The following is a 15,084-nucleotide window of genomic DNA, read 5'->3' as shown; positions in this document are numbered from 1 at the left end:
TTAAGGATGCATGCAAATGGATTGTTGTTCTCCCGAATTAATTCCCCTGACAGATGCCCAGCAAGGTATCTGGTATGCCTCTCAGACTGGCCGTTCTTCCAGACTTTATGCAACGGGGCAGGCCCTATACCTGCGCGGCAGTCTCGAACAGACTCAACTACTGCGCGCGATTGAACGTGCTTTGCAGGAGTTTGAGGTACTTAATCACAGATTCGTTGATGTACAGGGGGTACCGTCTTTTGGAGAACGGACGCCTAAAGGCAGTGTCATACTGTGCGATCTGAGCTTTCAGGAACAGCCCGAAACCCTCGCCATACGTGCTATGGAGCAAATTATTCATCAGGAATTGGGGCCGGACTCCCTACACCAGAATGAATATCGGTTGTATATATTGAGTGAGCATGAGGTGATATGGTTTTCCTGTATTCACCATATCGCCTTCGATGCCTATGTGTACCATTTGCTTTATCAGCGTGTTGCTGAGCACTACAACGTCCTGTTGCGTGGTGGGGAAGCGACATCTTGCCGGTTTGCTGCACTCCGCACTCTGTATGTAGAAGACCAAGCATATAAAAATAGTCCGCAATATGCCCGCGATCGGGATTATTGGCGGTATCGCTGTGCGCAGATGCCAGCGCCGACTTTTATTGGTGCATCGGTGCAGGAAACAACGGTGGATATTATTCAGGCCGACGCGCGTATTGATGATGAAATCTGTTTGGCGCTGGATGCCTTTTATCAACAAAGCAGGATCGCTTTGTCCGATCTATTGATTGGTGTATTCGCCAGCTATTTTTCATCCTGTTTGGCGGGGGAACGCCAGTTGTTGTTCGGACTCCCTTGCATGGTCAGGCAAGACTCCCTTGGTGCTCAGGCGGCGGTGACTCGCAGTAATATTTTGCCTTTGCTGCTAACGTTGCCACAGGATGCCAATTTTCAGGACGTTTGCGCCGTTGTGGCAAAGAACAGACGCGAATTGCATCGGCACCAGCGCTATCGCAGCGAATGGATTAGCAGGGACATTGGACGAGTCGGCAATGCGTTACCGCTTTACGGTATTGAACTGAATATATTGCCCTGTTTCCCTTCCCCAGATTTTACTGACTTAGATGCTTCGGTTCGACATATCGCCACGGGGCCCGTGCGTGATATTAACGTGCATCTGGAGCTCGGGGCGGATCTACGCCCGCATACACTCAGGTTACTTGCCCACGCGTCACGACACAATCAGTCCGAATTACAGCTACACGTGCGTCGTTTACTACATTGGATGAAACAGTTGATTGCGTCGCCGTCCGCGCCATTGAGGATGTTGCCGTTGGCTATGCCGACGGAATTGGCGCAAATTACTCGATGGAATGACACCAAACATGAGCTGCCGAAGCACGGCATTCTTGAACTATTTGAACAGCAGGTACGGACTGCGCCGCAGCAGATTGCCGTGATGGATGAAAGCGGCGTGTTGACATACGGCGAACTGGAACTCCGCTCGCGCAGGTTTGCATGTGCTCTCGACGACTATCTGCAAGGCGCTGGTGGAAAGGTTATCGGAGTGGCACTGGAACGCAGTATAGAGTTGGAGGTGGTGTTGCTGGCAATCCTGCGTGCCGGCGCCGTTATTTTGCCACTGTCGTTGGATCTGCCCGAATTACGGTTGCGAAAGATGCTCAACCAGGCGGGAGCCTGTCTGACGATCACCTCCTCTGTAGGGCAAGAAGGGTTGCCAACCGGACATCCGAGTTTGGATCTTGTCACGTTGACGCAGATCGCAGAACTTTTGAATGCTGAAACGTCGCCACCTAAGTCAGCAGGGCAAGACGCAGGCGTTCCTGCCTACATTCTGTTCACGTCAGGATCCAGCGGCGAGCCGAAAGGCGTGATGGTTGGGCATCTGGCTTTAGCCAACCGGTTGCAGTGGATGCAGGCTGAGTATGGTTTGCAGCCGACGGACCGAGTGTTACAGAAAACACCGGCGACTTTTGACGTATCAATGTGGGAGTTTTTCTGGCCGTTGATCGGTGGCGCTACATTGGTAATGGCACGTTCAGGCGGGCATGCTGAACCAGAATATATTATTGATTGTATAAGGTATTTTGATGTTACCACCGTGCATTTTGTACCGTCTATGCTGGCGTTGTTTCTTGATGAAATTGAGCGTCAGCCTGGGCCGCTGAAGTTGCGCAGGGTTTTTGCCAGCGGAGAGGCGTTGTCCTCGGAGCTGGCCCAGCGTTATCGACGGCTGCTGGTTGCGCCATTACATAATCTTTACGGTCCGACTGAAGCGGCGATTGATGTCACTTATCATGCGGTCGGTTTGGGAGTAGAAGGGCGAGGCGTACCAATTGGTCGGCCCATTTGGAATACGCGAATTCACATTCTCAATGCCGAAGGGCGTTGTACGCCGATCGGTATGGCAGGAGAACTACATATTGAGGGAATTTGTCTGGCTGATGGTTATGTCGGCCAGCCGTCCTTGACCGCAGAACGTTTCGTGATGCGCGATGATGGCGTGCGTCTCTACCGTACCGGCGATCTGGCTCGTTGGCTCCCGAATGGTGAGATTGATTACCTTGGTCGTATGGATCAGCAAATAAAAATTCATGGGCAACGGATTGAATTAGCAGAGATTGAAACGGTTATTAGTGGGCATTCTCAGATCCATCGGGCGTGCGTAACTCTGTTTGAAGGAGAGCTTATTGCTTATGCCGTAGCGAATGATATCAGGCCGACTGAGGATATATTGGTCGCGCATTGTCGTGAGCATCTTCCTGGCTATATGTTGCCGCAGCGCTGGGTATGGCTGGCGGAACTGCCGTTAAATAGCAATGGCAAACTGGATCGTAAGGCGCTACCGGAGCCGGTAAAACGGTTGCGGAAAGACGTCAGCGCGCCGTCGAACCTGACCGAACAACGACTATGCGAATATTTTGCCGATGCATTACAGTTGTCCAGTGTAACGCCTGAAGAAAATTTCTTTGAGCTGGGTGGTAATTCCCTGAGTGCCGTTGATGCTGCCGCCAGAATTAACACTGGTCTGGGTTGGCATATTACGCTTGCCAACATTTTCGCCCATCCTTCTCCCAAAGCGCTGGCCGGATATGGTCAGCATGACGACGTGGACATGCTGGATACCATGTTGCTTTTGCGGCCTGTTCGGCATTCTGTCCGCGGTCGGTTGCCGACGCTGTTTTGCATTCATCCGGCTGGAGGCATCGCCTGGTGTTACAGTGGACTGGCCCGCTTTCTCAAAACGCCGTGTGAAATTGTCGGCATACAGGCGCGGGGACTCACAGCGGGCAGTCGCATTACACCATCAATGGATGAGATGGCTGAAGAATACGCTAAACGCATACGCGCTCATCAACCTCAAGGTCCGTATTGGCTGCTCGGCTGGTCCGTGGGAGGCATGATCGCCCATAGCGTTGCCGTACATCTGGAGCAACAGGGGCAAACGGTGGCGCTGTTGGCTATGATGGATTCCTATCCCAGCGATCTATGGCGATGTTTTGCTGCTGAGGTGTTGAACGCTAGGGAAGAGGAGACCATGGCGCTGGCCGCCTTGCTCTTTATTGCCGGAATCGCTTTGCCTTTTGACCAAGGGTTGCCATCTTTGCTGGTACCGAAAGGTCAGGTGCTTGAACGTTCGCAGACTATCGGATTATTGAGAAAGCAGGGCAATGCGTTAGCCTGCCTCGACGACCCGACGTTGGATCGGCTGATCGATGTGGTAATCAACAGTCGTCGGCTGGTAGGAAGTTCAAACCATGATGTTTATCACGGCGATATGCTGTTCTTCACGGCAGCGGCGCCGAGGGTTGAAACGTGGCTGGATAGGGCGGCGTGGCGTCCTTATGTGAGTGGGCAGATCCATAATATTGATATTGATTGCGATCATCCCGCGATGGCCAGAGCGGAGACGCTACGTGAAATTGCCGGACATCTGGACTGTGCCTTTACAGCACTGACTGGATATTTACCGGCTGTTCCGCAGAGCATTGACAGGGAGGATACAGTACAGGAGGTTGAAAGATGAGTGAGCGCCCAACTTTGACGGATCTTACTGCAAACCTGGTTCCTTTTACTGCCCATCAGGTAAAAACTTCGCTGATCTGGAGTACTGCTGATGAGGGAGATGGGGAAGTATTACGCGATGCTTGCAGTTATTTGGTCGATTCTGATGACACCTGTGCAGCTAAAGTATTTCTGGCTGAGCGCTATGGCGGCAGCGGTATTCAGCGCAATGGCGGCGGTGCCCGCTGTGGTTTTGATGGCCGCTATCAAATTAAAGGGATCGGTGCTAATCCTCTGGTGGGGCAGGGATCAGACTGGCATCACTCTAACGGTGCGCTCGGCGCCGGCCAGGCGATTTATGAAGCCTTATGGGGAGATATTCTGGCGCAGATATTGCCCTATGGTGCTGTAGCTACCCGGGCCATTTTACTTACTGACAATTATATCGATATCGAGTTTGAACGCAGCCGAGGACGTTCCCGACGCGCGTTGTTGATCCGTGAGCCAGTGATTCGCCCGGCCCACTTTGAGCGGGCACCATATTTTCGGCCTCAGTCGGCATATACCGGGCAACTGATGCACGATGCTCAAAGAGTCAGAGCGGTGATTGGTCATCTACCGGCTTGTTTGCCGACTCCTTCGGACGGTTTCAGCACCGAAGCCCGATGCGATCCGCGCACTTGGTGTATTGAAGGATTATGTGAATTGGCGCGCCGTCAGGCTCAGCAGATGGCCTATTGCCAGACCCGGTTCCTGATGTTGACCACATCCCCCTCCAACATTGCGATGGACGGCAGGGTGTTGGATTTCAACGGGCTTAACTGTCTATTTCCCAGCGATCATCGCGATGATTTTGAATATCGCCTTAAAACCGCTCAGTTGATAGGTGAACCGGCGATCCTTCAACAAGGTTTGTCTGATTTATGCCTGTATCTCGGCAAATACATGTTCGAGCCGACTTTCACGCAGCTTGCTCGACAGCAGGTGACGGCCTGTTTTCAGCGCGATTTTCAACAGGCTTGTTATCACGGCTATGCGACGTTGCTTGGGATACCGGTCGAACTTTTGCAGCGGGGGGGGCCGGCGTCACTGGAAAGGCTGGTGGACAGTTTTATGCGATTGCTCAACAGCCGCAGGGGCACTTTGTACCATGCAGACAATGGAGAATCTCCGCTGGAACGGCTGGTTGTTACACTGATTCATCGTAGCTGGGGGCTGCCGGTTCATGACGATGCCTGTATGGCAATGGATGTCCGTTTTGCGCACACGCAGGAATTGTTTAATGAGGTCATGCATTGGGCTAATACTACTTGCCGCGTCGAACAACGAAATTCGTTCGCGTTCATGTCAGAAATCGAGACGCAGGCGCGTGAGAGGCTGAAGCCCAGAAGGTGTTTAGGCAAAGTGCAAATGCTGCGGGAGATTGATGAGTTACTGGAAACTTGTAAGGACGATGAGAGGCAACTGCGGTTAGCACTGGCGGAAATGAAAACTAGAGTGCTGGCGTTTGCCACGGTTGCACTTGGTTGCCAGCAGACTATCGGCCACGGAGCTGAAAACAGGGGAAACGTATGACGCATTATATCAAAGAGAGCGCGAACGGCCGTAGGAGATGGTCGGCCCAGGAGCAGATTGGTTTTGCTGTCAGTTGTATGCTTTACAACCGTAATTACAGCCTTTATCCGGTGTTGAGTATCCAGTATTGGACTGAGTTTGCGATACAGCATGATCAAATAAAATTTCTCTTCGATACGCGTGGTCATCCATTAGCCTATGTGACATGGGCCTGTCTGGAAGAAGATACCGAAGCGCGTTTAATTAACGATCCGGAGTTTCGGTTGCATCCTGCTGAATGGAATGAAGGTGACAGGATTTGGATCCTTGATTTTTGTTGTAAGCCTGGGTTTGGGCGCGAGGTGATCGCGCGCTTTATCCAGCTCCGTCCCTGGGGGAACACGAGAGAGGTGCGTTGGCTAAGTCGCAAAAAGCGAGTGTTATGTTTGCCATCGTCTATTTCTCGGTGAGGCAGAGATGTTTATCCGTACGTGAGTATCCCACTGTAACGTCATTGATATAGGATGAAGTCAGAAGGGGTATGCAATAAAGGTGGTGTATTCATCATTCTGATGATGATCTATTGAGGATCGGAATGAATATTAACTCAGCTTTTTTATTAGCAGTCTCTATGTATTTAAATTGTTCGGGCTATTGTCGTTTTTATTACAAATGGAACGATGATGCCTCATGATACCATTAACTGATAATGAGTGTTATGGTACGCCAAACGTTGACATGGTTGACTTTCCCCGGCTATTTCTGGCGTTGTCTAACGGGATAAATAATCGAAAGGAATTAAATAATGATATTGATTTTTTCTTCTTTCGTGGTAACGATGGCTTTCATTTTCTATGGATGTAACTGCAATAAGGGTGATATCGAACCCTATTTTTTGTGTAACGGAATTTTCATAAATTTTTACCGTGGGTGATTGGTACGTCCGGTATGAGAAATAAAACATCGGTGACTGCTTTGTATTACGATGCATGCGCGGCATGCCCGCCACGAACGTGCATTTTTCTCAACGCGTAGGCGCATCGGTATACAGGTGTAGACGCTTGACCACCAGCCGCAGCGGTTTGGCCTGCGGCTTGTGCTTATGCTTCACCGCGTTGGCGTCATAGTTGAGCAGCTCGCCGATCTTCGGCACCGTGGCGCCGCGCTCCTGCTGACACAGCGCCAGCAGCGGCAGCGGGCAGGGGTGCTGCACCTGTTTTTGCTGCTGCTGATACCACACCCGGGCGATGGGCTGCACCTTGACCGGCCGCTTAATCTTCAGCGTCGCCTGCGGCGGCAGACGGCTGACGTCATCAATTTCCCGCTCGACCAGCTCCGCCCACTGCTGGCGGTTATACGGCGGCACCGCACGTCCGGCCTTCAGGCTCTTTTCCAACTGCTGCAGCACGTCGTCGCGCTTAACCTTCTTGATAATATGCTTATTGGCCCAGCCGAACCGCACCGAGTCGGGGTTGGTGAGCAGGGTGAGGGTGCGGTAGGCGCTGAGGGTGATCAGCCCGTGCAGATGGGTATGGACGAAGTCGAAGCGCTGTTCCGGCGCCAGGCCGGACTCGACGGTGATGATATGCTCCAGTTCTCCCTTCAGGTGGTTGATCAGCGCGACCTGCTGCTGCAGGGCGCTATACTGTGCCGGTTCCGTCGCCAGGCAGAGCACGCCGGGCAGCCGCACCGCCGCCTTGCTGCTGACGTGCTGTTTATGGTGATGAATAAACAGCCGCTGATAGTGCTCCAGCGCCAGGTCGCGCGCCGCCTGGCCGAGGTGCTGCTCAACGGCGATCTGCTCGATGGCCTGATGCTCTTTGCCTTTTTCAATCTCCGGCAGGCTGAACACCCGCGCGGCCAGCAGCCGCAGCGGCACTATCTGCTGGTGGAGTTCCGCCAGCGCCGCTTCCAGCTGGTTAAAGCACTGGTTCATACGGCCAATCAGATCGTAGTTACCCATCACTGCCTCCCATTTTAGTTACAACATCCATTGTAGGACAGGCCAACCAAGGGGGCAACCTCAGCAACGGTAAATAGGGGAGATAACGGTGTAGTCCAGGCCAGACAGGACAGACAGGACAGACAAGGTGAGGCAGGCGCGGCGAGGGTCGCGCCCGCAACGGCAGGGTTAAACGCGCGCGGCCTCCGGCAGTTTGCGCAGGTAGTGCACCACCAACAGCGACAGCAGCAGCATCACGCCGATAAAGGCCACCACGCCGCTCCAGCCGAAACTGTGCCAGAACACGCCGCCGAGCGTACCGGCGACGCTGGAGCCGGCGTAATAGCTGAACAGATACAGCGAGGAGGCCTGGCCTTTGGCGCGGCGCGCCCGGCGGCCGATCCAGCTGCTGGCCACCGAATGGGCGGCAAAGAAACCGGCGGTAAACAGCATCATCCCGATGAAAATAACTGCCACCGGCGCCAGCGCGGTCAGCAGAATGCCGCTCAGCATAATCAGAATCGAGCCCAGCAGCACCGGCCCGCGGCCAAAGCGCGCCGTCATCGCGCCGGCCTTCGGCGAGCTGTAAGAGCCGGTGAGATACACCACCGACAGCAGGCCGACAATCGCCTGGCTCAGGTGGTAAGGGTTCGCCAACAGCCGATAGCCGATGTAGTTGAACAGGGTGACAAAGCTGCCCATCAGCAGAAAACCTTCGGCAAACAGCAGCGGCAGCCCTTTATCATGCCAGTGTAGCTTGAAGTTGATCATCAGCGTGCGCGGGCGCAGCGAGCTGGCGCGGAAATGTTTGGAAGCAGGCAGAATACGCCAGAACACAAAGGCCGCGATCAGCGCGAACAGGCCAATCACCGCCAGCGACACGCGCCAGGAGAAGAAGTCGGTCAGCACGCCGGTCACCAGACGGCCGCTCATGCCGCCGATGGAGTTGCCGCTGATATACAGCCCCATGGAGAACGCCACAAAACTGGGGTGGATCTCTTCACTCAGGTAGGTCATGCCTACCGCCGCCAGTCCGCTCAGCGACAGCCCGATCAGCGCGCGCATCAGTAAAATACCGTGCCAGCTGGTCATCACCGCGCAGATCAGCGTACACACCGCCGCCAGCAGCAGCGCCACCACCATCACCGATTTACGGCCGATGGCGTCGGAAAGCGGGCCGGTAAACATCAGGCCGATCGCCAGCAGACCGGTGGAGAAGGAGAGCGACAGGCTGCTTTCCGCCGGGGAGATGCCGAAGTCCTGCGACAGCACCGGCAGGATCGGCTGTACGCAATACAGCAGCGCGAAGGTGGCCAGCCCGGCGGAAAACAGCGCCAGCGTCACGCGCATAAACTGCGGCGTACCGCGTTCAATATAAGGGAGTTTGTTCAACGAAGAGCGTTGGGTTTTTGGCGCAGCGGCCGCCGTTTCGTCATTGGCGGCCCGCGTCGACGGCGTCTTGGCCGCAGAACGCATTGGGGAGTTCACACAGGTTCCTTACCGGACTTCGGAAATACACAGCGATGGTTACTGCATAAAATCATAGGGAGCGGCGATTTTTTTGTCTAATATATTAATAATTAATATTGAGACGTTTAAGATATGAATATTGAACTGCGCCACCTGCGCTACTTTATCGCCGTTGCGGAAGAGCTGCACTTTGGCCGCGCCGCCCAGCGGCTGCGGATTTCACAGCCGCCGCTCAGCCAGCAGATTCAGGCGCTGGAAGAGATGGTCGGCGCGCGGCTGCTGGCGCGTAACAACCGCAACGTCAGCCTGACGCAGGCCGGCGAGATGTTTCTGAAAGAGGCCTGGCAGGTGATCGACCAGGTGAACCGCGCGGCGGAAAAGGCGGCGCGGCTGGAGCGTGGCGAATCGGGGGAGCTGACCATCGGCTTTACCTCGTCGGCGCCGTTTATCGGCGCGGTGTCGCGTAATCTGCGCGCTTTCCGCCAAAGCCATCCCGACGTGCATATCAAAATGCGCGAAATCAACACCAAACAGCAGTTGGAACCGTTACTGAACGGCGAACTGGATCTGGGGGTGATGCGCAACACCCGGCTGCCGGAAGCCTTACAGCACACGCTGCTGCTGCGCGAGCCGATGCTGGCGGTGGTGCCGGAAGGGCATCCGCTGGCGCAGCTGGCGCCGGACGCGCTGCGCTTCCACCATCTGGCGCAGGAGCCGTTTGTGTTTTTCTCGCGTGAGGTCGGCACCGCGCTGTACGATGAAACGCTGCTGCTGCTGGAAAACGCCGGCATCACGCCGTATATCACGCAGGAAGTGGGCGAGGCGATGACCATTATCGGCCTGGTGTCCGCCGGGCTGGGGGTCTCCATCCTGCCGGCCTCATTTGGCCGGGTGAAGCTCGACGGGGTCAAATACCTGCCGCTGGCGGAACCGCAGGCGCAAACCGAAGTCTGGCTGGTGCACCATCGCCAGCGGCCGTTGACCGCCGCCGCCCGTACGCTGATGCAGATGATGCTGACCGGATCCGCAGCGGCGGTTGAAACGGCGAAATGACGCTGAACCGCACGGAAATAAACAGGAATTTGTGCTGCTAATCACATAACGAATCAAATAGTTGACGCTTTATTATAAAAGCTCCACCATACCCTTTAGTCTTTATTTAGCAGCGCGAAAAATAGTAGGAGCCGGTTTGTGATAGCGGACGCTCAGCCTGGGCATATTGATCAAATCAAACAAACAAATGCAGGGGCGGTGTACCGACTGATCGATCAGCACGGGCCGATTTCGCGGATTGAACTGTCAAAGCGCGCCCAGCTGGCGCCGGCCAGCATCACCAAAATCGTGCGCGAGCTGTTGGAAGCGCATCTGGTCAGAGAAACCGAATATCAGGAAATTGGCAGCCGCGGCCGTCCGGCGGTCGGACTGGTGCTGGACACCGAAGCCTGGCACTACCTGTCGGCGCGCATCAGCCGCGGCAGCATCACGCTGGCGCTGCGCGATCTCAGCAGCAAAATGGTGGTGGAAGAGCAGCTGCCGCTGCCGGCAGAGCATGACGAACCGCTGCTGACGCGCATACTGACGGAAGTGGACCAGTTTTTCAGCCGCCATCAGCGCCGTCTGGAGCGGCTGACGGCGATTGCCATCACGCTGCCGGGCATGATTGACGCCGCCAACGGCATCGTCCACCGCATGCCGTTTTATACGGTGGAGGATATGCCGCTGGGGCCGGCGCTGTCGTCGCGCACCGGCCTGCCGGTGTTCCTGCAGCATGACATCGGCGCCTGGACCATGGCCGAAGCGCTGTACGGCGCTTCGCGCGGCTGTCACAACGTCATTCAGGTGGTGATCGACCATAACGTCGGCGCGGGGGTGATTACCGGCGGACGGGTGCTGCACACCGGCAGCCAGCGGGTGGTGGAGATTGGTCATACTCAGGTCGATCCCTACGGCAAGCGCTGCTACTGCGGCAACCACGGCTGCCTGGAAACGGTGGCCAGTACGGAAAACATGCTGGAAATGGCCCAGCAGCGCCTGCAGGTCTCGCTGAACTCCACGCTGCACGGCCAGCCGCTGACGGTGGAAACCTTGTGTGACGCCGCGCTGACCGGCGATCAGCTGGCAAAAGACATTATTTTAAGCGTCGGACACAGCGTCGGGCGCATTCTGGCGATTATGGTCAATCTGTTTAATCCGGAAAAGATCCTGATCGGCTCGCCGCTCAACCGTGCGGCGGAAATACTGCATCCCGCCATCGTCTCCTGCATTCAGCAGCAATCCTTACCAATTTACAGCCAGGCGTTACAGGTGGAATCCACGCAGTTTTTTAACCAGGGCACCATGCCCGGCGCGGCGCTGGTGAAAGAGGCGCTGTATAACGGTTCGCTGCTGGTAAAACTCTTGCAGGGCTAACGCTTTGGCCGCGGTTTTGCCGGTTTGCATCAGAACTTGTTATTGTTTAACGACAAAATATTGAGCTATCTCAAGCTGCCCGCATGTTGTATCCCCTAGAATTTCACCGTTCTACCTTCCGCCGCCGTGGTGGCATTTCTTTTGGTTAACGGAGCATTCCGGGGCATTTTATTCATGTTAAAGCGTTTATTTGTTACAGGTACGGATACCTCAGTGGGTAAAACGGTGATTTCCCGCGCTTTACTGCAGGCTTTCGCCGCGCAGGGGCGCAGCGCCGTAGGCTATAAGCCTATTGCGGCAGGGTGTCAGGAAACCAGCGAGGGCATTCGCAATAAAGACGCTTTGGTGCTGCAGGCCTCTTCCTGCGTGCCGCTGAGCTATGAGGAAATCAACCCGATTACCTGCCTGGATGAGGTTTTTCATGCCCACGCCAGCGACGGCGTCGACTACGCGGTGATGAGCCGCGGCCTGACGCAGATTGCGGAAAAGGCCGAGGTGGTGGTGGTTGAAGGCAGCGGCGGCTGGCAGGTGCTGATGAGCGATCTGCGTCCGTATGCCGACTGGGTGGCGCAGGAACAGCTGCCGGTGGTGTTGGTGGTGGGCATCAAAGAGGGCTGCGTCAGCCATGCGCTGCTGACCGCGCAGGCGATTGCTCACGCCGGTCTGCCGTTGCTGGGCTGGGTCGCCAACCGCATTAATCCGGGGCTGGCGCACTACGCAGAAACCATCGATGCCTTGCAGCAGCGGATCGCTGCGCCGCTGCTGGGGGAAATTCCCTACCTGCCGCGCGCGGAGCAGCGCGATTTGGCCCATTATCTGGACATCAGCACGCTGCTCGAGCGCTAAGCGTTGTGGTAGACCGAGACCGGGCGCAGCCCGCGGGAGATGGTGGTGGCGATCACGCAGGCCAGCAGGATGCCGGGCAGCAGAGTGTATTCGCCGGTCATCTCAAACACCATCAACGCCGCCATAATCGGCGCATGGGTGGTGGCCGCCAGCAGGGTCGCCATGCCGGTCAGCGCCATCAGCAGCGGGATGGCGCTGCCCAGCTCCGGCCACAGGGCGCACAGCTGACCGACCAGTGAACCGAGCGCCGCGCCGACGAACAGCGTCGGCGTAAATACGCCGCCGGGCGCGCCGGAGCCGCTGCTGGCCAGCACCGCCAGTAATTTGCAGATCAGAATCGCGCCGACCAGCAGCACGCCCGGCGGGGCGCTGAGCAGCGCCTGCACCACGCTATACCCATTCCCCCATACTTCAGGAAACAGCAGCGACAGCAGCCCGACGATCAGTCCGCCCAGCGCCAGCTGCAGCGGCGGCGGCAGGCGTAACGAGCGGAAGGCGTGGCCGGTGGCGGACATCGCCGACAGAAACAGCGGCCCGCAGATGCCGGCCAGCACGCCAAGCAGCGCCATCAGCAGATATTGCAGCGGCAAAGGGGCCGGCAGCGGTTCGACGATATACAGCGGCGCCTGGCCGCCGCTCAGCAGGTTGGTCACCAACAGGGCGCTGACGGCGGCGATCACCACCGGCCCCAGCGACGCCAGCATCAGCGTGCCGAACAGAATTTCCGCAATAAACAGGCTGCCCGCCAGCGGGGCGTGGTAGGCGCTGGCCATACCGGCGGCGGCGCCGCAGGCCACCCACAGTTTCCATTCGCTTTCGCGGGTAAAGCGCTGGGCGAACACCGACGCGATCAGCGCCGCCAGCAGGATCATCGCCCCCTCGCGGCCGATGGCGCTGCCGCTGGATACCACCAGCAGCGAGGCCAGGCACTTCACCAGGCTGGCCTTAACGTCCAGCCGGCCGTCGCCGGTTTCAATCGCTTCCATATAGTCGGTCGGCGCGGCGGGGTGCTGATGCTGATAGCGCTGATAGATCCACAGCAATAAACCGGCCGCCAGTCCGCCCAGCGCCGGCGTCAGTACGCGCCGCCAGGCGGGCAGCGCGGCGGCGGCGGCCACCAGGCTGCCGTCTTCATGGTCGAGCAGCAGCCATTCCAGCCCCAGCATGGCGCGATGAAACAGCCAGACCACCAGGGCGGCGGCAATACCGAGGAAGACCGCAATGAACAGGCGGCGCAGCAGGGCGCGGTAGTGGCGCAGATGAACCAGTCTTTTCATGCGTCCGTCAAAATAAAATCGTGAATAAAATGAATGAGGCAGGAGGGCATTGTGCTTGTCTGACGGCGGGAAAACCAGCGAATCTTTGCAGATCCGCTGGTAAGGCGACATTCGTGCTTAGTTCGCCGGCGGGGCCGACGGCTGATATTTGCCGGTCATGCCGTCCAGCAGCGCGACCAGGTCGTCGACGTCGCTGTCAGGCAGCGTTACGCCGACCTGGTACTTCAGCATATCCTTCACCGCCTGGTGCAGGCTGGTGACGCTGCCGTCGTGGAAGTACGGGGCGGTCAGCGCGACGTTGCGCAGGCTAGGCGTCTTGAAGCGGTGGCGATCGGCTTCATTTTTAGTGACATTGTAACGACCGTTGTCGGCCTCGGTCAGGTTGCCGCGGTCGGCGAAGTAGTCGGCTTTCAGACCCATCACTTCATACGACTGGCCGCCGAGGTTCTCGCCGGTATGGCAGGTGCCGCACTTGTTGTCGCGGAACAGCTGATAACCGCGCTTTTGCTGGGCGGTCAGCGCGCTGTCGTCGCCTTTCAGGTAGCGGTCGAACGGGCTGTCCGGCGTCAGCAGCGTTTTTTCAAACTCGGCAATGGCGTCGGTAATGTTATCGCCGGAGAAACCGTCGGCGTAAACGCGTTGGAAATCCGCCTTCAGGCGCGCATCCTGGTCCAGCTTGCCGATAATCTGCTCCCAGGAGGTGGAGGCCATCTCGATCGGGTTGAGCGGCGGTCCGCCGGCCTGCTGCTGTAAATCCGCGGCGCGACCGTCCCAGAACTGAGAGAAGTTCAGCGCGGCGTTAAACACCGTCGGCGCGTTGATCGGGCCATGCTGATCGTTGACCCCGAGCGAGGTGACGCGGCCGTCAACGCCGCCGGCGCCCAGCTGGTGACAGTGGGCGCAGGAGATGCTGTTATCGGCGGACAAACGCGGGTCGTGGAACAGGCGGAAGCCCAGCGCCACCTTTTGCGCGTCGGTCGGCAGCGATTCCGGCAGCGGCTGCAGCGCCTGACCGCGCAGCGCTTCCGGCGTGCCCGGACGCGTATAGAAGCGTTCACGCTGGGCGCGGATCCAGTTCAGCAGGGTCTGCCGGTCGGCATCGCCCAGCTCACCGGACCAGTGCACCGCTTTATAGCGTAGCGGCGGCATTTCGCCGCTTTGCAGCACCGCTTCCATTTTCGCCAGGTCCACTTCCGGCACCGCACCGTCCTGGCGCAGCGCGTTCAGGGTCGGGTTCAGGTCGAAATGACGCGAACCGGTTTTGATATCGTACTGCATCAGCTGCTTGGCCACCGGCAGGCTGGCGTAGAAGGGCAGTTCGGCGGATTGGGTATGGCAGTAATCGCAGCCGTGTTTGGTGAGAATGGCGTTGATGTCACTATCGGCAGTTGCCGGCTGGCGCTGCTGATCGTAGTGATAGATATAACCGACGATGCCAAGATACCCCGCGATCGCCAGGATCGCACACCCCAAAATAATTTTTTTCATCTTGCTCTCGCTCCATTGAGTTTGCTTACAGTGATTGCCGCGCCAACCAACGGGATGGCGAAAAAAACGGCAGTCTGGATTGTCGGA

At 57.1% G+C, this 15,084-nt stretch carries 10 protein-coding genes; 6 read left to right on the top strand and 4 right to left on the bottom strand.

What is annotated here, in order from left to right:
• Window positions 1–16: 16 nt before the first annotated feature.
• The 3 genes from I6G83_RS19230 to I6G83_RS19220 are packed head-to-tail and all read left to right on the top strand — an operon-like array spanning window position 17 to window position 6,035.
• Window positions 17–4,033, top strand: a complete 4,017-nt coding sequence (locus I6G83_RS19230; protein WP_054305606.1) for a non-ribosomal peptide synthetase — start codon at window positions 17–19, stop codon at window positions 4,031–4,033.
• A complete protein-coding gene (locus I6G83_RS19225) occupies window positions 4,030–5,586 on the top strand; it encodes a hypothetical protein (protein WP_054305607.1) in 1,557 nt (518 codons plus the stop codon). The genes I6G83_RS19230 and I6G83_RS19225 overlap by 4 nt, the downstream gene beginning before the upstream one ends.
• Window positions 5,583–6,035: a toxin-activating lysine-acyltransferase gene (locus I6G83_RS19220; RefSeq protein WP_054305608.1), complete on the top strand. Its 453-nt coding sequence runs from the start codon at window positions 5,583–5,585 to the stop codon at window positions 6,033–6,035. Before I6G83_RS19225 ends, I6G83_RS19220 begins: the two co-directional genes overlap by 4 nt.
• Window positions 6,036–6,589: 554 nt before the next feature.
• Here I6G83_RS19220 and tus read toward each other — a convergent pair.
• Both tus and I6G83_RS19210 read right to left on the bottom strand, forming a co-directional pair.
• Window positions 6,590–7,528: a DNA replication terminus site-binding protein gene (gene tus, locus I6G83_RS19215; RefSeq protein WP_054305609.1), complete on the bottom strand. Its 939-nt coding sequence runs from the start codon at window positions 7,526–7,528 to the stop codon at window positions 6,590–6,592.
• 168 nt (window positions 7,529–7,696) lie between these two features.
• A complete protein-coding gene (locus tag I6G83_RS19210) occupies window positions 7,697–8,983 on the bottom strand; it encodes an MFS transporter (protein WP_174545389.1) in 1,287 nt (428 codons plus the stop codon).
• A gap of 126 nt (window positions 8,984–9,109) precedes the next feature.
• Between I6G83_RS19210 and I6G83_RS19205 the strand changes: the two genes are divergently transcribed.
• From I6G83_RS19205 to bioD, 3 genes are all read left to right on the top strand, one after another.
• Window positions 9,110–10,030: a LysR family transcriptional regulator gene (locus tag I6G83_RS19205; protein WP_054305611.1), complete on the top strand. Its 921-nt coding sequence runs from the start codon at window positions 9,110–9,112 to the stop codon at window positions 10,028–10,030.
• Window positions 10,031–10,168: 138 nt separating this feature from the next.
• On the top strand, window positions 10,169–11,386 hold the full coding sequence (gene mlc / locus I6G83_RS19200; protein WP_054305612.1) for a sugar metabolism global transcriptional regulator Mlc: 1,218 nt from the start codon (window positions 10,169–10,171) through the stop codon (window positions 11,384–11,386).
• A 174-nt stretch (window positions 11,387–11,560) separates the two neighbouring features.
• The gene (bioD, locus tag I6G83_RS19195) at window positions 11,561–12,232 is read left to right on the top strand and encodes a dethiobiotin synthase (protein ID WP_054305613.1); all 672 of its coding nucleotides are present in this window, start codon (window positions 11,561–11,563) and stop codon (window positions 12,230–12,232) included.
• On the opposite strand, the gene clcB is transcribed toward bioD, so the two are convergent.
• Window positions 12,229–13,509 carry a voltage-gated ClC-type chloride channel ClcB gene (gene clcB, locus I6G83_RS19190; RefSeq protein WP_054305696.1) on the bottom strand — a complete coding sequence of 427 codons (1,281 nt, stop codon included), beginning with the start codon at window positions 13,507–13,509 and terminating at the stop codon, window positions 12,229–12,231. The genes bioD and clcB overlap by 4 nt on opposite strands.
• A 117-nt stretch (window positions 13,510–13,626) precedes the next feature.
• A complete protein-coding gene (locus I6G83_RS19185) occupies window positions 13,627–14,997 on the bottom strand; it encodes a cytochrome-c peroxidase (RefSeq protein WP_054305614.1) in 1,371 nt (456 codons plus the stop codon).
• Window positions 14,998–15,084 lie beyond the last annotated feature (87 nt).

It is taken from the genome of Serratia rubidaea, assembly GCF_016026735.1.
In the GTDB taxonomy this organism is placed as follows: domain Bacteria; phylum Pseudomonadota; class Gammaproteobacteria; order Enterobacterales; family Enterobacteriaceae; genus Serratia_B; species Serratia_B rubidaea.
Note: the sequence above shows the minus strand (reverse complement) of the source record. Positions and strands in the feature narration are given on the sequence as shown.